This is a genomic window from Aquamicrobium aerolatum DSM 21857 (assembly GCF_900113935.1).
Classification (GTDB): domain Bacteria; phylum Pseudomonadota; class Alphaproteobacteria; order Rhizobiales; family Rhizobiaceae; genus Aerobium; species Aerobium aerolatum.
This window is the reverse complement of the sequence record NZ_FORF01000012.1, coordinates 96,422-114,702: the sequence shown is the minus strand read 5'-3', so window position 1 is coordinate 114,702 and position 18,281 is coordinate 96,422. Positions and strand designations below refer to the sequence as shown.

Annotated in this window: 17 protein-coding genes and 1 tRNA gene; 13 read left to right on the top strand and 5 right to left on the bottom strand. The window is 59.7% G+C overall.

Features of this window, described 5'->3' with window-relative positions:
• The first annotated feature begins 127 nt into the window (after window positions 1–127).
• The 4 genes from BMZ42_RS11545 to BMZ42_RS11530 all read left to right on the top strand — a co-directional run bounded on the left by BMZ42_RS11545 (window position 128) and on the right by BMZ42_RS11530 (window position 2,456).
• A complete protein-coding gene (locus BMZ42_RS11545) occupies window positions 128–556 on the top strand; it encodes a YbjN domain-containing protein (protein WP_091522439.1) in 429 nt (142 codons plus the stop codon).
• 206 nt (window positions 557–762) lie between these two features.
• Window positions 763–1,284, top strand: a complete 522-nt coding sequence (locus BMZ42_RS11540; RefSeq protein WP_091522436.1) for a single-stranded DNA-binding protein — start codon at window positions 763–765, stop codon at window positions 1,282–1,284.
• Window positions 1,284–1,784 carry a hypothetical protein gene (locus tag BMZ42_RS11535; protein WP_091522434.1) on the top strand — a complete coding sequence of 167 codons (501 nt, stop codon included), beginning with the start codon at window positions 1,284–1,286 and terminating at the stop codon, window positions 1,782–1,784. The genes BMZ42_RS11540 and BMZ42_RS11535 overlap by 1 nt, the downstream gene beginning before the upstream one ends.
• 246 nt (window positions 1,785–2,030) lie before the next feature.
• Window positions 2,031–2,456, top strand: coding sequence for a DUF4168 domain-containing protein (locus BMZ42_RS11530; protein WP_091522432.1), 426 nt, complete (start codon window positions 2,031–2,033; stop codon window positions 2,454–2,456).
• Between the two features lie 55 nt (window positions 2,457–2,511).
• Here the strand turns inward: BMZ42_RS11530 and BMZ42_RS11525 are convergent, their stop codons facing one another.
• Window positions 2,512–3,141, bottom strand: a complete 630-nt coding sequence (locus tag BMZ42_RS11525) for a MarC family protein (RefSeq protein ID WP_091522534.1) — start codon at window positions 3,139–3,141, stop codon at window positions 2,512–2,514.
• 298 nt (window positions 3,142–3,439) lie between these two features.
• Here BMZ42_RS11525 and gyrA point away from each other — a divergent pair, with 298 nt between their 5' ends.
• A complete protein-coding gene (gyrA, locus tag BMZ42_RS11520) occupies window positions 3,440–6,220 on the top strand; it encodes a DNA gyrase subunit A (RefSeq protein WP_091522429.1) in 2,781 nt (926 codons plus the stop codon).
• Between the two features lies 1 nt (window position 6,221).
• Here gyrA and BMZ42_RS18395 read toward each other — a convergent pair whose 3' ends face one another.
• Window positions 6,222–6,356: a hypothetical protein gene (locus BMZ42_RS18395; RefSeq protein WP_091522427.1), complete on the bottom strand. Its 135-nt coding sequence runs from the start codon at window positions 6,354–6,356 to the stop codon at window positions 6,222–6,224.
• 175 nt (window positions 6,357–6,531) lie between these two features.
• Here BMZ42_RS18395 and coaD point away from each other — a divergent pair, with 175 nt between their 5' ends.
• The 5 genes from coaD to tgt are packed head-to-tail and all read left to right on the top strand — an operon-like array spanning window position 6,532 to window position 10,370.
• Window positions 6,532–7,032, top strand: a complete 501-nt coding sequence (coaD, locus tag BMZ42_RS11510) for a pantetheine-phosphate adenylyltransferase (RefSeq protein ID WP_091522425.1) — start codon at window positions 6,532–6,534, stop codon at window positions 7,030–7,032.
• Between the two features lie 16 nt (window positions 7,033–7,048).
• Window positions 7,049–7,630: a peptidylprolyl isomerase gene (locus BMZ42_RS11505; RefSeq protein ID WP_091522423.1), complete on the top strand. Its 582-nt coding sequence runs from the start codon at window positions 7,049–7,051 to the stop codon at window positions 7,628–7,630.
• 32 nt (window positions 7,631–7,662) lie between these two features.
• Window positions 7,663–8,136, top strand: coding sequence for a peptidylprolyl isomerase (locus tag BMZ42_RS11500; RefSeq protein ID WP_091522421.1), 474 nt, complete (start codon window positions 7,663–7,665; stop codon window positions 8,134–8,136).
• Between the two features lie 30 nt (window positions 8,137–8,166).
• On the top strand, window positions 8,167–9,243 hold the full coding sequence (gene queA, locus BMZ42_RS11495; RefSeq protein WP_091522419.1) for a tRNA preQ1(34) S-adenosylmethionine ribosyltransferase-isomerase QueA: 1,077 nt from the start codon (window positions 8,167–8,169) through the stop codon (window positions 9,241–9,243).
• Complete coding sequence (tgt, locus tag BMZ42_RS11490) at window positions 9,240–10,370, top strand: tRNA guanosine(34) transglycosylase Tgt (protein WP_091522416.1); 1,131 nt, start codon at window positions 9,240–9,242, stop codon at window positions 10,368–10,370. The genes queA and tgt overlap by 4 nt, the downstream gene beginning before the upstream one ends.
• 140 nt (window positions 10,371–10,510) lie before the next feature.
• On the opposite strand, the gene BMZ42_RS11485 is transcribed toward tgt, so the two are convergent.
• On the bottom strand, window positions 10,511–11,065 hold the full coding sequence (locus BMZ42_RS11485; RefSeq protein ID WP_091522415.1) for a BA14K family protein: 555 nt from the start codon (window positions 11,063–11,065) through the stop codon (window positions 10,511–10,513).
• Between the two features lie 151 nt (window positions 11,066–11,216).
• A tRNA-Lys gene (locus BMZ42_RS11480) sits at window positions 11,217–11,292 on the bottom strand.
• A 187-nt stretch (window positions 11,293–11,479) separates the two neighbouring features.
• Between BMZ42_RS11480 and BMZ42_RS11475 the strand changes: the two genes are divergently transcribed.
• The gene (locus BMZ42_RS11475; RefSeq protein WP_091522412.1) at window positions 11,480–12,253 is read left to right on the top strand and encodes a cytochrome c biogenesis CcdA family protein; all 774 of its coding nucleotides are present in this window, start codon (window positions 11,480–11,482) and stop codon (window positions 12,251–12,253) included.
• Between the two features lie 2 nt (window positions 12,254–12,255).
• Here BMZ42_RS11475 and recG read toward each other — a convergent pair whose 3' ends face one another.
• Window positions 12,256–14,364 (bottom strand): ATP-dependent DNA helicase RecG, encoded by a 2,109-nt coding sequence (recG, locus tag BMZ42_RS11470; RefSeq protein ID WP_091522531.1) that lies wholly within the window; start codon window positions 14,362–14,364, stop codon window positions 12,256–12,258.
• 95 nt (window positions 14,365–14,459) lie between these two features.
• Here recG and BMZ42_RS11465 point away from each other — a divergent pair, with 95 nt between their 5' ends.
• Together BMZ42_RS11465 and mfd are read left to right on the top strand one after the other, a co-directional pair.
• Window positions 14,460–14,747, top strand: coding sequence for an FAD assembly factor SdhE (locus BMZ42_RS11465; RefSeq protein WP_091522411.1), 288 nt, complete (start codon window positions 14,460–14,462; stop codon window positions 14,745–14,747).
• A gap of 6 nt (window positions 14,748–14,753) precedes the next feature.
• Complete coding sequence (mfd, locus tag BMZ42_RS11460) at window positions 14,754–18,236, top strand: transcription-repair coupling factor (RefSeq protein WP_091522408.1); 3,483 nt, start codon at window positions 14,754–14,756, stop codon at window positions 18,234–18,236.
• Window positions 18,237–18,281 lie beyond the last annotated feature (45 nt).

The following is an 18,281-nucleotide window of genomic DNA, read 5'->3' as shown; positions in this document are numbered from 1 at the left end:
GCAAGAATGCCACGCTTGCAAAGGGCCGAAGGGGATAACGTCGGATCCGCAGTGATGCGCATTGAGGCATCAGCCGGGAAGGCCTAATAAGGCGTTTCCGGAATAGTTTTGGTGAAGGGGATCGCACATGCGCGCAGCGATCGGGACGTTTGTCGGCGGCTTTCTAGCAGCTTCTGTGCTTGCTTCGTCGGCGGTGCAAGCTCAGGAGATGATCTACGCCACTGAGCCGGAGCGCATCGCGGAACTCCTCAAAGGCTTCGGGATTGCGCGGCTGGGCACTCATTCCGACGGCGATCCCGCGATCAGTGGCCGCATGAACGGCAAGACGTACGAAGTGTTCTTCTTCGACTGCAACAACGGTAAAAAGTGCCGCAATATCCAGTTCTGGGCCTATTGGGACGAGCCTGCTCAGCTCGACGCTATCAATGCATGGAACCGGCAGACCCGTTTCGGTCGCACATATCTTGATGACGAAGATGATCTTGTGCTGGAATATGCCGTGAACATGTCGCACGGTATTGCTGAGCGAACGCTGGAAGATAGTGCGGATATCTGAATGCGAATGCTGAAGGGTGTCGAGGAAGATATTCTGACGAAATAACGCGCCAAATTACCATTCTTGACAGTGCGTTCGGCGAGAACATAATAAGAACGAACTGAATAGCTTGTGGGCGCGCTCATAAAGACGATTCAAAAGCTGGCTGGCGGCCATTCAGTCGTGTAGTCGCCGGATAGAATTTCGGACAAGCGCAGGAGTGTGTAATGGCTGGTAGCGTCAACAAGGTCATTCTGGTCGGCAATCTTGGTGCCGATCCGGAAATCAGGCGCCTGAATTCAGGAGATCCGGTCGTCAATCTGCGGATTGCGACGTCCGAGTCCTGGCGCGACAAGGGAAGTGGCGAGCGTCGCGAGAAGACAGAATGGCACAGCGTCGTCATCTTTAACGACAATCTGGCCAAGGTTGCCGAGCAGTACCTGAAGAAGGGTATGAAGGTGTACCTTGAAGGCGCGCTTCAGACCCGCAAATGGCAGGATCAGAACGGTCAGGATCGTTACACGACTGAGATCGTGCTGCAGAAGTTCCGTGGCGAACTGCAGATGCTGGACTCGCGGGGCGAGGGCGGTGGCGGTCAGATTTCGGATCGCGGCGGCAGTTCCTATGGTGGCGGACGCGGTGGTTCGGACTTCGGCCAGTCCTCTCCGTCCGATGACCGTGGCGGACGCGGTGGCGGTGGCGGTGGTGGCGGCTACGGTCGCGATCTGGACGACGAAATCCCGTTCTGATGTGTGTTCTGTGCGAGGCGGCTGGCCAGGCGGCTGAATTTTCGGTCACCAGTCGCCCCGCGCACAGGCTTGCCGGCTTGTGGTGGCGCGGCGTGGGTCATCTGCCCGACAGGCTTGATCTTGAGCCAACAATCGCGCGTGTCGCCGCCTTCTCGGCGACGCGCACCAGCATCTGGAAAAGTCCACTTGTTGGTATTTTGCGTCAAGCGCCAGGCAGCTGTTCTTATTTCATTGGCGTCGACCTCGGAGAGGCTCCAGAGATCCCTTCGGATTTCGTCTTTTTCGACGCTCCTGAGATGGATCTGGTTTCGGTGTGGCATGGGCCGACGGATGGCTTGGTCGAAGACCGCTATTTGGCAATGGCCGATTGGCTGCGCGCGCATGGCTACACCGCAAGTTCCGCGATCTGTGAGCGCCGCGAAGAATATCCCCATGACACAGATGGCAGCAGCCAGAGCAGCTTTCGCTTGATGATCCCGGTTTATCGCCAGTTCGACTGAGCGCGAGCTGCGTCGAGGATCGCCAGCCTCTCTTCAAGTTTTGTCTCGTCCGCAGCGCCAAAGTGAGAATGCGCCACGTTTTCCCCTTGATCGGGACACACTCAGGGCCGGTTGCGCCGTTTGTCTGGTGCCTGGCTGTCTGGCGACGCCGGCGATGGACAACTCGACCCCGCAGGGAACTATGTCTGACGCGGCGTGGCTGACGACAGTCTTTCCGTCCATCCAAGGACAAAAAGAGGAAAGACCATGAAATTCAGAAACAAACTCATCGCCGGCCTGGCTACCGCAACGCTCGGTCTTGGTACAATGGCGAGCATCTCCGCCGCTCAGGAAGCCGCGTCCCCGGTGCCTCAGGCAGAGAGCGCCGCGCCGGCGGCTGCCGTCGATGATGGAAAGCTGAAGTCCTTCGCAGTCGCGTTTCTAGGCGTCACAAAGGTTTCGCAGACCTACAAGCCAAAAATCGAAGCGGCCAAGTCGGATTCGGATCGCCAGACGCTGCAAAAAGAGGCAGGGCAGGAGATGGTGGAAGCCGTCAATGGAGCCGGCGGCATCAACATCGAAGAATACAACCAGATCATCGAAGCGGCCCAGACTGACCCAGATCTGGCGCAGAAGATCAATACGCATATTACAGAGGCGGCAGGGCAGCAGCCTGCCCCCGCACAGGAATAAGCTCACGCAGCCGGTGGTGGGAAGGCTCGGCGCTGATGACGGCGCCGAGCGAGTTTTACGCCAGTATCAAGGCCCTGATGCCGTCAGCTACAAACTGGACTGCCAGCGCTGCCAGGATCACGCCGAGAAGGCGTGTCAGGATCGACCGACCGGTTTCGCCGAGGAAGTGATCAACACGCTCCGCCGCAGCAAACATGATCCAGTTGATTGCAATACAGGCGGCAATGATTCCCACCAGCAGGAGATGGCCCACTGCTGTCTGGAATGAGCCGGAAAGCAGGACTGTGGCAGAGATCGCGCCTGGGCCGGCCATCAACGGGATTGCGAGGGGGAAGGCTGCAATGTTGCGGATATGGTCACGGGTGATTGCCTTGTCTGCGCTCTTTTCCTTGCGCTCCTGGCGGCGCTCGAAAATCATCTCGAAGGCGATGTAGAACAGCAGCAGACCGCCCGCGACGCGAAATGCGGGCAGCGTGATCCCAAACATCTGAAGAATCGCATTACCTGCAACTGCAAATACCGCTAGAACGATCAACGCGATGACCGATGCGCGTATCGCCACCTGCATGCGTTCGGAGCGGTTCATGCCGCCAGTCAGCGCCAGAAACAGCGGCGCAAGACCGGGTGGGTCGATGGTGACCAAAATCGTCACGAATGCGTTGAAGATAAGATCGAAGCTAGGCACTGCACCCCTCCCTGGCAGCTCTGCTCCCGCGTAGCAGGCGCCGGCGATTGTTTTCCAGATCGCGTTCTCAAGCAACTCATAGATACGCGCAAGGTCGGCGATTCGGCGAATTGTCGACTGAAATGGCGATTGCACTGATCAAGCGGTTGCGTCACGACGCCTCGCCAAGCATCGCGTGATTTAAACATTTGAACTATCAAAGAAAATTGGCTTTGGAAATCGTCCCGCCAAATTTGGAAATGCGGGCTCTGTTCCTATATAAGGGAACAGTGATTCTAAAGTATGATCGTGATCTCAATTGACTGACCAGACAACGCCGAGCGGCCCCCAGGGTCTTCCCGAGGGCATCGAGCCGATCTCAATCATTGAGGAGATGCAGCGCTCCTATCTCGACTACGCCATGAGCGTGATCGTGAGTCGTGCGCTCCCGGATGTTCGTGACGGCCTCAAGCCGGTCCACCGGCGCATCCTCTATGCCTCCCACGAGAGCGGCTACCACTGGAACCGCAAATATGTGAAGTCGGCGCGCCCCGTCGCAGACGTGATGGGTAAATACCACCCGCACGGCGATGCCTCGATTTACGACGCGTTGGTCCGCATGGCGCAGGATTGGTCCTTGCGCGTGCAGCTGATCGACGGGCAGGGTAACTTCGGTTCGATCGATGGTGATCCGCCAGCGGCGATGCGCTACACTGAAGCGCGCCTGACCAAGGTTGCCCATGAGCTTCTTGAAGATATCGACAAGGACACTGTCGACTTCCAGGAGACCTACGACTCTTCTGGCAGTGAGCCCAAGGTTCTGCCGGCTCGGTTTCCGAATCTGCTGGTCAATGGTGCGGGCGGTATCGCGGTTGGCATGGCCACCAACATCCCGCCGCACAACCTGTCCGAAGTGGTCAACGCCTGTATCGCTCTGATCGACAATCCCGCGATCGAGCTGCCGCAGATCATGGAGATCATTCCCGGTCCGGACTTCCCGACCGGCGGTATCGTTCTGGGCCGTTCGGGCATCTACAATGCCTATTCGACCGGGCGCGGCTCGATCATCATGCGCGGCCGCGTGCATGTCGAAGAGATCCGCAACGATCGCGAAGCGATCATCATCACCGAAGTTCCCTATCAGGTGAACAAGGCGACGATGATCGAGAAGATGGCCGAACTGGTGCGCGACAAGCGCATCGAGGGCATCTCTGACATCCGCGATGAAAGTGACCGTCAGGGTTACCGTGTGGTCGTCGAGCTCAAGCGCGACGCCAATGCGGATGTGATCCTCAACCAGCTCTATCGCTATACGCCGCTCCAGACGTCGTTCGGCGCGAACGTGGTTGCGCTGAATGGCGGCAAGCCCGAGACGATGGCGCTGCTCGACATGCTGCGCGCGTTCGTGGCTTTCCGCGAGGAGGTCATCAGTCGTCGTACCAAGTATCTGCTTCGCAAGGTGCGCGACCGCGCCCACGTCCTGGTGGGACTGGCGATCGCAGTTGCCAATATCGACGAGGTTATCAAGCTTATCCGTCATGCGCCTGATCCTCAGACCGCGCGCGAGCAATTGATGGAGCGTCGTTGGCCTGCCGCTGACGTCGAGTCGCTGATTTTGCTCATTGACGATCCGCGTCACCGGATCAACGACGACGGCACCTACAACCTCTCCGAGGAGCAGGCCCGCGCGATCCTCGAACTGCGCCTGCAGCGTTTGACTGCGCTTGGTCGCGACGAGATTGCCGATGAACTCAACACCATCGGTGCCGAGATCACAGACTATCTCGACATCCTCTCTTCGCGCGCTCGGATCCAGCAGATCGTCAAGGACGAGTTGGCCGCTGTACGTGACGAGTTCGGAACGCCACGTCGCACGGAGCTGACCGATGGCGGCGCTGAGATGGATGACGAAGACCTCATCCAGCGCGAGGATATGGTCGTCACCGTAACGCATGAGGGTTACATCAAGCGGGTGCCGCTCTCGATCTACCGAGCGCAGGCACGTGGCGGCAAGGGCCGGTCGGGCATGTCGACGAAGGACGAGGATTTCGTCACGCGTCTGTTCGTGGCCAACACGCATACGCCGATCCTGTTCTTCTCCTCGCGCGGCATCGTCTACAAGGAGAAGGTGTGGCGCCTGCCGATTGGCACGCCGCAGTCCCGTGGCAAGTTCCTGCGCAATATCCTGTCGCTGGAAGAAGGTGACCGCATCACGGCTATCCTTCCGCTGCCGGAGGATGAAGGCAGCTGGGGCGAACTCGACGTCATGTTCGCAACGACTCGTGGCACGGTACGTCGCAACAAGTTGTCCGACTTCGTGCAGGTCAATCGCAATGGCAAGATTGCGATGAAGTTCGATGAGGAGGGTGACGCCATCCTCGCAGTCGAGACCTGTACCGAGTTCGACGACGTTCTGCTGATTGCCGATTCTGGCCAGTGCATTCGCTTCCCGACGACCGACGTTCGCGTCTTCAAGGGGCGTGACTCGCTGGGTGTTCGGGGTATCTCGTTGAGCGAGTCCGAGCGGGCCATCTCGATGGCGATCCTGCACAATGTCGACGCAACGCCAGCCGAGCGCGCTGCCTATCTCAAGCAGGCAACAAGCGAGCGACGCTTGATTGCAGGCGACGGCGAGGAAGAAGACGTTGCGCTCACCAACGAGGATATCGGCGAAGAGACGACACTGCCGACAGAGCGGTATGAGGAACTGAAGGCTCGTGAAGAGTTCGTTCTTACGCTGACCGAGTTTGGCTACGGCAAGCGTTCGTCGTCCTACGACTTCCGTCTGACCGGACGTGGCGGTAAGGGTATCCGCGCCACCGACGTCTCGAAGGTTGCTGAGATCGGGCAGCTGGTTGCCGGCTTCCCAATTGGGAACGACGATCAGATCATGCTGGTTACAGATGGTGGTCAGGTGATCCGCGTGCCGGTGTCTGGCATTCGCATTGCCAGCCGCGCCACTAAGGGCGTCACAATCTTCAATACGGCTGCGGGAGAAAAGGTCGTTTCCGTGGAGCGTATTTCCGAGCCACAGAACGATGAGGAAGAAGAGGCAGGCGACGTGCAGGGAACAACGCCGCCCGCCTCACTGGAGGATTAGGTCAGCCCATACGGTAGCGCTGGGTATCCCGGCGCTGCCGTTCCAGGCGGGCGTTCTGCGCTTCGTTGTGAAGGCCGAAAGCAGTGGCGATCAGCATCGCCAGTGTCATGGTAGCAGCAAGCAGGTAGATCATCATTCCCGTCACTCCTTCGTCCTCTATCAACGAACGAAACAGACTTTCGTTTCATATTCGTTGTGATTTTAGTCGCAACGGTTGAACCTGCGCTGAGGGTGGCGTTCATCACAGGTTCATCTCCGTACAATGTGCTGATCTGATTGCGTTTAAGTTCCATGCCAGCTAGAAGCCCGCTATGAAGCAACGCATCGCATTCTATGCAGGGTCCTTTGACCCGATGACAAATGGTCACGCAGACGTGCTTGCGGGTGCGTTGGCGCTTGCAGACCAGGTGGTCATAGGTATCGGCATCCAGGCGTCCAAGCAGCCGCTTTTCACGTTCGAAGAACGTGTTGCGCTCATCAGCGAATGGGCGAAAGCAGCCTATGGCGCGGATGCGCAACGGCTGAAGATCGTTTCATTCAAAGGCTTGCTGGTCGATGTTGCCCGAGAGCATGAGGCGACTCTGCTGATCCGCGGGCTGCGCGATGGCACCGATCTTGACTATGAAATGCAGATGGCCGGCATGAACGGCACTATGGCGCCGCAGCTTCATACGGTTTTTCTGCCGGCAAGCCCGGCTGTACGTTCTATTACTGCCACACTCGTGCGCCAGATAGCTTCCATGGGTGGCAACATTCACCCGTTCGTTCCAGCCAATGTGGCGAACGCGTTGGTGTCGAAGTTCAAGAATTGAGAACCGGGAGTTCTTCATGCAGTTTCTGAAAATTGCCTCGTCGCTGGTTTTGTCCGTCGGGCTTTTGGCCGCCAGCGCAGCCGTGGCAGCTGAACCCGAAAACACCATGATCCTCAAGCTGAAGGACGGCGATGTGACAATCGCCCTGCGTCCTGACCTTGCTCCAAAACATGTCGAGCAGATCAAGACGCTCGTCCGTGGCGGCGAATATGACAATGTTGCGTTCCACCGTGTCATTGAGGGCTTCATGGCCCAGACCGGCGACGTGCAATATGGCGACATGACCGATGGTTACAGCAGCCAGCGCGCCGGCACCGGTGGCTCGTCGCTGGGTAATATCGAGGCAGAGTTCTCCAAGGAAACCTTTGCGCGCGGCACCGTCGGCATGGCGCGGGCGCAGGATCCGAACTCCGCCAATTCGCAGTTTTTCATCATGTTCGCACCGGGTGCGTTCCTTGATGGCCAGTACACCATTGTCGGCAATGTCGAGAGCGGGATGGAACTGGTTGACAACATCAAGAAGGGGCAGCCGCAGAGCGGCGCTGTCACCGACCCGGATCGCATCATCTCCGCGCGCATTGCCGCGGATGCTAACTGATAAATAATTCAACTACTTAGGAAGGACCTCGCATGGCCGAGATCAAGGACCCGGAAAACACGATCATCATGGAAACCACCAAGGGCAAGGTGGTCATCGAACTGTTCCCTGACCTTGCCCCAGGCCACGTTGCCCGTATCAAGGAACTGGCGCGTGCAAACTTCTATGATGGCATCGTGTTTCACCGCGTCATCGAAGGCTTCATGGCGCAGACGGGCGATCCGACCGGCACCGGCATGGGTGGTTCGGACAAGCCTGACCTGAAGGCTGAGTTCTCGAACATGAACCATTCGCGCGGCACCTGCTCGATGGCGCGTGCGCAGAACCCGAACTCGGCCAACTCGCAGTTCTTCATCTGCTTCGAGGACGCAGCGTTCCTGAACCGCCAATACACGGTTTGGGGTCAGGTCATCGAAGGCATGGAAAACGTCGACAAGATCAAGCGCGGCGAGCCGGTGCGCGATCCCGATTCCATCGTCACCATGCGTGTTGCTGCTGACGTATGATCCTGAAACGCGACACGGACGGAGCGCACCGTGCGCGTCGATCTCTTTGATTTTGAGCTCCCCGATGAGCGGATCGCAGTACGCCCGGCAGAGCCCCGGCACGCTGCGCGTCTGCTCGTCGTAAAGCCCGATCAGTCATTCGAGGATAAGGTTGTCTTCGACCTCCCGTCGCTGCTGCGGCGGGGGGATGCGCTTGTTTTTAACGATACCAAAGTCATTCCAGCTCAGCTAACCGGTCTGCGTCGCCGCGAGGGTTCGGTCGCGCAGGTCGACGCGACACTGCATATGCGCACCGCGCCCGACCGTTGGAAGGCGTTCATGCGCCCGGCAAAGCGCCTCGCAGTGGGCGACCGCATCCAGTTCGGCCATGATGGCAACTCCTGCTTTCTCGGTACACTGGACGCGACCGTTGCCGAAAAGGGCGAAGCGGGCGAAGTGACGCTGGCCTTCGACCTTTCCGGACCAGTTCTTGACGAGGCACTCCACGCAGTCGGCAAGATTCCGCTGCCGCCCTACATTGCCGGCAAGCGCGCCGAAGATGCGCGCGACCGCAGCGACTATCAGACGATTTTTGCGCGGGAGGAAGGGGCAGTTGCTGCGCCGACCGCCGGGCTGCATTTTACCCCGGAACTGATGGCGGCGCTCGACGCGGCAGGCGTCGAACGCCATTTCGTGACGCTTCATGTCGGGGCGGGAACTTTCCTGCCGATGAAGGTCGATGACACAACAGACCATCGCATGCATGCCGAGATCGGCCATGTCAGCGAGGAAACCGCTGCCGCGCTCAACGGCGTCAAGGCGCGAGGCGGTCGGATTATCTCGGTCGGTACGACGTCTCTGCGCCTGATGGAGAGTTCGGTCGCCGACGACGGCACATTCCGTGCCTGGTCCGGCTCGACCGATATCTTCATCACGCCTGGCCACCGTTTCCGCACCGCTGACATTCTGATGACGAATTTTCATCTGCCGCGCTCCACGCTGTTCATGCTGGTGTCGGCATTCAGCGGCCTTGAGACGATGCACGCCGCCTACAAGCACGCGATAGACAGCAACTATCGCTTCTATTCCTATGGCGATTCCAGCCTTTTGTTCAGGAATGAAAGTTGAGCGAAAACTTTACCTTCAAGCTGCTGGCGACGGACGGCAAGGCGCGCCGTGGCGAGATCTCGATGCCGCGCGGCACCATTCGCACGCCGGCCTTCATGCCAGTCGGCACCGGTGGGACGGTCAAGGCGATGTATATGGACCAGGTTCGCGACCTCGGTGCCGACATCATTCTGGGCAACACGTATCATCTGATGCTGCGCCCCGGCGCCGAGCGGGTGGCGCGGCTGGGCGGCCTGCACGAATTCGGCGGCTGGTCGGGACCGATCCTGACTGATTCCGGCGGCTTTCAGGTGATGTCGCTGGCAAAACTGCGCAAGCTAAATGAGCAGGGCGTCACCTTCCGTTCGCATATCGACGGCGCGAAATACGAAATGTCGCCGGAACGTTCGATTGAAATTCAGGGTCTGCTTGATTCCGACATCCAGATGCAGCTGGACGAATGCGTCGCGTTGCCGACCACGGAAAAGGACATGGCCCGCGCGATGGAACTGTCGCTGCGCTGGGCCGAGCGCTGCAAGGTGGCTTTCGGCGACCAGCGCGGCAAGGCCATGTTCGGCATCGTTCAGGGTGGTGACAACGCAGCCTTGCGCGAGCGCTCGGCGGAGGCGCTGAAGGCGATGGACCTGAAGGGCTACGCTGTCGGTGGCCTTGCCGTCGGGGAGCCGCAGGAGGTCATGCTGGAGATGCTGGACGTGACCTGTCCTGTGTTGCCGCACGACAAGCCGCGCTATCTGATGGGGGTCGGCACGCCCGACGACATGCTGAAATCGGTGGCGCGGGGCATCGACATGTTCGATTGCGTGATGCCGACGCGCGCTGGTCGCCATGGTCTCGCCTACACACGCCGCGGCAAGGTCAATCTGCGCAATGCGCGTCATGCCGAAGATCACCGCCCGCTCGATGAAGAGAGCGACTGCCCCGCTGCGCGCGACTATTCGCGCGCCTATCTCCATCATCTGGTCAAGTCAGGCGAGGCGCTCGGCGGCATGCTGCTGACCTGGAACAATCTTGCCTATTATCAGAGTCTGATGGCCGACATTCGTGCCGCCATCGAGGCCGGGTGTTTTGCGACCCGTGCGCAGGTGATCACTGCAGCCTGGGATGCAGGTGACTTGCCGCCCCTTTGACGGTGAGCCTCGAAAACATCATGTATATCAGTCAATTAATCTTGGCTCTTAAGGTGATGCATGACTGATTTTTGTGGGCTCTCCTCATGAAAAAAAGGCCTGCACGATGGCAGGCCTTTCAGGTCTCCATGACAGTTAAATCAGCCGTAAGGCGACTGGCACTGTCGGCGCGGGCCATTGTAGGGCTGGAAAGTATTGTCCGAAGCGCGATACGACTTGTAGCGATTATAGCACCAGCTGACGTGATCGTTGCCGCGCGGACGATAGCGGATTGGCGGCTCCTGGGCCGTCATCGCTCCGCCCAGAATAGCGCCAGCTATGAAGGCTGCAGGCGGGAACCAAAAATCACCGTGTCTGCGGTATCCCGGCCTTGGATCTCGATAGCCCCGATAGCCCCGGTAATAGGCTTCACCGCGTGGTCGATCCCGGGCGTCTCGCCAGTCGCGGCGGTCGCGCCATTCGCCACGATCACGCCACTCACCACGGTCGCGCCATTCGCCGCGATCTCGTCCGCCATCCCAGTCACGACGTATCCGTGGCTGTCCGCTCTGTCCGTCACCACCCGGCGACGATGACTGAGCCAAAATAATTGGCGATACCGACGAAGGAGCCGCTTTCGGCATGGCCATCACGCCCGTAGCGAAGGGCAGTGTCAGCATGGCCGCAGCGCACACACTGGAAATAATCTTGATCATGCTCGATCTCCCTTGGATCAGCGCATAGAGCAAACGTTGCCCTATTTGCTCTAAAACGGCCACGCGTGCCGAATGTTCCCATTAATGAATGCCGGAATGTCATGCCAGCAAAATTAAAGGAAGCGAGGCTCGCCCATGGGGAGTGGAGGGATGGTGATCGCGGTGGGACTCGAACCCACGACCATTCGATTAAAAGTCGAATGCTCTACCGACTGAGCTACGCGATCACGGAAGCGATTGATCTGCTTCGAAAGTGGCCGGAACATAGGGAGCCAGATTTCTTCGGTCAACCGGTAAAAGTGAGCTTTCTGTGGCTAACTCAGCGACGGTTAGCCACAGACTAGTGATTTGGCCTCATCGCGACCGTGCGGCTATAGGTGCGGCAGACTGAAAGATTGGAATTGGCGGGAAGCAATGGCGATTGATGTCAGTTATATCAGCGCGATCGGAGCAGGGGCGCTCTCTTTCCTCTCGCCTTGCGTGCTTCCGCTCGTGCCGCCCTATCTGTGCTATATGGCTGGCGTCTCCATGGATGATTTCCGTCGCGATCCTGGCCTGATCAAGCAGGGTGACGGGACAGCGGCGGTAGTTGGCACGGCGCCACGGCTGGCGTTGATGACAGCATCTGTTGCGTTTGTGCTTGGTTTTTCCACCGTGTTCACGGCGCTGGGCGCGGGTGCCTCGACGATCGGCGGATTGCTGCGGATGTGGCAGCAGGAGCTGGCAATGGTCGCCGGCGTGCTCATCATCCTGATGGGACTGAATTTTCTTGGCATCTTGCGCATACCGCTGTTGTCGCGCGAAGCGCGTTTCCAGCCGGGCGGCAAGCCTGCGAGCGCCGCCGCCGCTTATGTAATGGGCCTGGCCTTCGCATTTGGCTGGACGCCCTGCATCGGCCCGGTCCTTGGTCCGATTCTTACCCTGGCCGGTGGCAGCGCCACTGTCAGCGACGGCGCGCTGCTGCTGGCTGCATATTCGCTTGGGCTCGGGATACCATTTCTGCTGGCAGCGTTGTTTTCCGGCGCATTCATGCGTTTTCTGCAGCGCTTCCGCCTCCATCTGGGCAAGGTTGAACGAATCATGGGCGCGCTTCTGGTCATTGCCGGTGTTCTCTTCCTCACCGGCGGCATCCAGGCGGCATCGTTTTGGCTGCTCGAAACGTTCCCCGTACTGGGAACGCTCGGCTGACTTCAGCCGGCGCGCAGCAAGCGGATCGAATCGTCGCGCCCGTAGAGATAGAGCAGCACGCGCAGCGCTTGACCGCGTGGCGATGACAATTCGGGGTCGCGTTCGAGAATCAACCTCGCATCGTCGCGGGCGATTTCCAGGAGGTCGCCGTGTCGCTCCACTTGTGCAACACGAAATCCGGGTGTGCCGGACTGGCGGGTGCCAAGAAGCTCGCCTTCGCCGCGCAGCTTCAGATCTTCTTCGGAGATCCTGAAGCCATCTTCCGTCTCTCGCATCACCGACAGGCGCTGTTTTGCGACCAACCCCAGCGGTTCCTTGTAGAGCAGCACACAGGTTGACGCCTTGTCGCCGCGCCCGACCCGTCCGCGCAACTGATGCAACTGTGCAAGCCCGAAGCGTTCCGCGTGTTCGATGACGATGATCGTCGCGTCAGGAACATCGACTCCCACCTCCACAACGGTGGTGCCGACCAAGATGCGCGTGTCGCCATCCTTGAAGGCGCGCATCGCCTCATCCTTGTCGCCGCCGTTCATTCGCCCGTGGATGAGACCGACGGATTTGCCAAAAACAGATGCTAGCGATGCGTGCCGATCTTCGGCTGACATCAGCTTGATCTCTTCTGATTCTTCGACAAGCGGACAAATCCAGTAGACTTTCTGCCCGTCGCCGACGGCGCTTCGGATTCGCTGGACCAGGTCCGGTAGCCGCTCCATCGGCAATGTGACGGTCTGGATAGGACGACGACCTGCCGGCTTTTCCGTCAGGCGCGATACATCCATGTCGCCGAAGGCGGTCAACACCAGCGTCCGCGGAATCGGTGTCGCCGTCATCACCAGCATGTCGACGGCGTCGCCTTTCGCGGAAATTGCCAGCCGCTGATGGACCCCGAAGCGATGTTGTTCGTCGACGATCGCCAGCACCAGGTCATGAAACACCACGGTGTCTTGGAACAGGGCATGGGTGCCGATGAGGATGTCGATTTCCCCGGCGGCCACCGCACGCAGGATCTCGGTGCGTTCGCGTCCCTTTTCGCGTCCGGTGAGAACGGCGGCCCGCAATCCGGCTTTCGCGGCCAGTGGCGCAATGGTTGCCAGATGCTGGCGAGCAAGTATTTCGGTGGGCGCCATCAGAGCCGTCTGTCCGCCAGCCTCAGCAGCACGCGCCGCAGTCAGCAGCGCAACTACGGTCTTTCCAGCCCCGACATCTCCCTGCAATAGCCGCAGCATCCGCTTTGGCAATTCAAGATCGCCATGAATTTCGACGAGCGCCTGCTCCTGAGAGTGTGTGAGCGAGTAGGGCAGCGCTGCACGGACCTGCTTCTCGATCCGGCCGTCGCCTGTCAGCGCGCGGCCTGCATTGCGCCGAACACGGGCGCGCACCAGCGCCAGCGCAAGTTGCCCCGCCAAAAGCTCGTCATATGCCAACCGTCGCCACGCTGCACTGTCAGGATTGATGTCGAGTGGATCGTCAGGTGTGTTCACGCGGTGGAGCGCCATGCGGATCGAAGGAAACGAATGGCGGGTCATCAGTGTCGGGTCCAGCCACTCAGGAAGCTCGGGCAGGCGATTGACAGAGGCGGCAACCGCCTTTCGCAGTACTTTCGACGACAGACCTGCCGTGAGCGGATAGACCGGTTCCACGGCAGGCAGATCGCCGGCCCTGTCGGCGGGCACCATATGGTCGGGATGAACCATCGACGCCCGCCCGTTGAACCACTCGATACGGCCCGAGACGATCATGCGTGCGCCTTCCGGCACAGCCTTGGTCAGCCAGTCCCCCTTGGCTCGGAAGAAGGTCAGCGCGATCTCGCCGGAATCGTCATGGGCAAAGATGCGATACGGAGCGGAGCGATTTCCCTGTGGCGCGGGCTGGTGATAGTCGATGCTGACCTCCAGCGTGACCACTGCGTTTTCTGGCGCTTCAGCGATGGGATAGCGCTTGCGCCTGTCAATCATCGTATGTGGCAGGACGAACAGCAGATCGCCGACCCGCACTTCCCGACCTGTCGTGTCGAAGGGCAAAACTTTGGCAAGCAGCGCCGACACTTTCGGGCCGATGCCGTCGAGGGTCGTGGCAGGAGCGAAAAGGGGATCGAGAAGAGAAGGGCGCATGACGCCAAGCTTATGTCGGGAGAGTGTGTCCGCAAAGGCTGACATTGCCGCCGACACCCGCTATATGCCGACTTCATCCACAAGGGTTTTTGTTTATGACCGGAACATTGCGGTCCAGCGCGGACCTCGACACTCGCCGCCGCAAGGCATTCTTCCGTTCCTGGCATCGCGGCATGCGCGAAGTCGACCTCATTCTCGGCTCATTCGTGGATGCGGAGATTGATCGGCTGACTGACGACGAGCTTTCGATCTACGAGGATTTCATGGCTGAGTCCGATGCCGACATCCTGAAATGGGTGACTGGAGAAACTTCGGTTCCCGCGCGTCATGATACCCCCATCTTTGCCAAGATCCTGTCCTATCGCAGTAGCGTCAACGTCTGATCGCAGATGAAACTGATCCAGCCCATTCGCCTGCCCGCAACCGGCGCAGCCACTATCGACAGCGTGGCAGACGGTTATGAAGCGTTCGCGCTCGCCGCTGTCGCGGCAGACCTTGGTGACAAACCGCTGATATTCGTCGTCCGCGACGGCCAGCGGTTGCCGGCAATCGCGGAAACGCTCGCCTTCGTATCGCCTGGCCTGCCGGTGCTAGAACTGCCGGCGTGGGACTGCCTGCCTTACGACCGCGTGTCTCCGGGCGCCGATGCGGCGGCCCGCCGTCTGGATGCGATGGCCGCCATGGTCGCCCTGCGCGACAAGCCGCACCGCGCCGTCGTTCTGGTCAGTGCCAACGCCCTGCTGCAGCGGATGCCACCGGCCGATGAGATGGCAGCGCAGGCCATCGTTGCCAAGCCCGGCAATCAGATCGACATGAACGTTCTGGCCGGTCGGCTCGATACTGCTGGCTTTGAGCGCGTGCCCACGGTGCGTGACGTTGGCGAGTTCGCTGTGCGCGGTGGCATTCTCGACGTCTATGCTCCAGGCGGCGAGCCGCTGCGCCTCGACTTCTTTGGCGACACGCTGGAATCGGTCCGCGCCTTTGAGGTCGCGACACAGCGCACGACGGGTCAGCGCCAGCAGTTCTCGCTCAAGCCGATGAGCGAAGTTTCACTGACGCCCGAATCGATTTCGCGCTTTCGCCGTGCCTATATCGAGGCGTTTGGCGCGCCTCAACGTGACGATGCGCTGTATGCGGCGATCAGCGAAGGGCGTCGCTTTGCAGGCATGGAGCACTGGCTGCCGCTCTTTTACGAGCGACTGGAGACGATTTTCGACTATCTGCCTGATGCTCCAATCATTTTCGATTATCTCGCAAAGGAAGCTCTTGGTGAGCGTCACGCGCTGATCGTTGACCACTATGAAGCGCGCACGCGCCAGCAGGCAGGATCGTTTGCCGATTCTGTGCCCTACAAGCCGGTTGCGCCCAATCACTTGTACCTTTCGACAGAAGAGGTCGAAAAGCTTGCTGCCGAGCGCGTCTACGCCGAACTGACCCCGTTTGAGGTTCCCGAAACAAGTGGCAGGGCGCTGCGCCACGCCGGAGCTTCTGCCGGACGCAGCTTTGCTGAAGAACGCGCCGATCCCAATGCGAATGTGTTCGAACATGCGGTGAACTACATCGCGGACCTGCGCGCAGCTGGTCGCCGGGTGATCGTCGCCGGGTGGAGCGAAGGTTCTCTCGACCGCCTCTCGCAGGTGCTGGTTGAGCATGGTCTCGGAAATCTGAAGAACGTCGCGTCGCTCGATGAAGTTGCGAAGCTGAAGGCCGGAGAGGCGAGCCTTGCCGTGCTTCCGTTGGAAGCCGGGTTCCAGACCGCTGACATGGTCATCGTCGCCGAGCAGGATATTCTCGGCGATCGTCTCATCCGTCGTGGTAAAAAACGCAAGAAAGCTTCTGATTTCATTGCGGAAGTGTCGGCATTGTCGGCTGGCGATGTCGTGGTTCACGCCGATCACGGCATCGGACGATTCGTCGGACTGCGCACGATCGAAGCCGCTGGCGCGCCGCACGATTGCCTTGAACTGGTCTATGCCGGCGACGACCGGCTGTTCCTGCCGGTAGAAAATATTGAGCTTTTGTCGCGTTTTGGCTCGGATTCTGCCGAGATCGCCCTCGACAAGCTCGGCGGCGTGGCGTGGCAATCGCGCAAAGCCAAGCTCAAGCGCCGCCTGCTGGAGATGGCTGGCCAGCTGATCGCGATTGCGGCCGAGCGGCAGATGCGTCCAGCTCCTGTTATCATGCCGCCAGACGGCGTCTACGGTGAATTCGCGGCGCGCTTTCCTTACGACGAGACCGAGGACCAGCAGAACGCGATTGACGCGGTGGCCGACGATCTTGCCGCTGGAAGGCCGATGGACCGACTCATTTGCGGTGACGTCGGTTTCGGCAAGACGGAGGTTGCACTTCGCGCTGCGTTCCTCGCCGCCATGGAAGGCTTTCAGGTGGCGGTGGTGGTGCCAACCACGTTGTTGGCACGTCAGCATTTCCGCACTTTCAGTCAGCGTTTTGCCGGGCTGCCAATCAATGTTCGTCAGGCATCGCGGCTGGTGACGGCCAAGGAACTGAACGAAACTAAGAAGGGCATGGCCGAGGGAACCGTCGACATTGTGGTCGGAACACATGCGCTGCTTGGTTCTGCCGTCAGCTTCAAGAACCTTGGGCTGCTGATCATCGACGAGGAGCAGCATTTCGGCGTCAAGCACAAGGAACGGCTCAAGGAGCTGAAAACCGACGTTCACGTCTTGACGCTGTCCGCGACGCCTATCCCGCGCACCTTGCAGCTTGCGCTGACGGGCGTGCGGGAATTGTCCCTGATTACCACGCCACCGGTAGACCGGATGGCCGTGCGCACGTTCATCTCGCCGTTCGATCCGCTGGTGGTGCGCGAGACGCTTCTGCGCGAGCGCTATCGTGGCGGGCAGAGCTTTTATGTGGTGCCGCGCATCGCCGATCTGGCGGAAATCAAGCAGTTTCTGGCGGAGCAGGTGCCCGAGCTAAAAGTGGCGACCGCCCACGGTCAGCTGGCCGCCACCGAACTCGACGACATCATGAATGCCTTCTACGACGGCCAATATGACGTGCTGCTGTCGACGACCATCGTGGAGTCAGGTCTGGATATCCCGACCGCAAACACGATGATCGTGCACCGTGCGGATATGTTCGGACTATCACAGCTGTATCAGCTGCGCGGTCGGGTTGGGCGTTCGAAGTTGCGGGCCTATGCCCTGTTCACATTGCCCGCCAAGAAGATGATGACGAAACTCGCCGAGCGGCGGTTGAAGGTTCTGCAATCTCTCGACACGCTCGGTGCAGGCTTCCAGCTGGCGAGCCATGACCTCGATATACGCGGCGCGGGCAACCTTTTGGGGGATGAGCAATCCGGTCACATCAAGGAGGTCGGCTTCGAGCTCTATCAGCAGATGCTGGAAGAAGCAGTCGCTGAGATGAAGGGGGATGCGGAGGCTGGAGACGGCAGCTGGTCGCCGCAGATCACCATTGGCACTGCTGTGATGATCCCGGAATCCTACGTTCCCGACCTCCAGCTGCGCCTTGCTCTCTATCGTCGCCTCTCGGAACTGGAGACGACAGAAGAGATCGACGGCTTCGGCGCAGAATTCATCGATCGGTTTGGCCCGATGCCGGAAGAAGTCGATCACCTGCTGAAGATCGTGTTCATCAAGGCGCTGTGCCGCAAGGCCCAGGTTGAAAAGCTCGACGCCGGCCCGAAGGGAATCGTCCTGCACTTCCGCAACAAGACGTTCCCGGAACCTGCCGGTCTGGTGAAATTCATCAGCGAGCAGGGTTCGTTGGCCAAGATCAGGCCGGACCACAGCATTGTGCTGATGCGGGACTGGCCGAGCGCGCAAAAGCGCCTCGCCGGTTCTGCTGTCGTGATGACGCAATTGGCGAGAATTGCCGAAAAGGCATGAAGAATGGCCCGAAGCCTTAACAGACTTCGGGTCTTTCGTAACGAG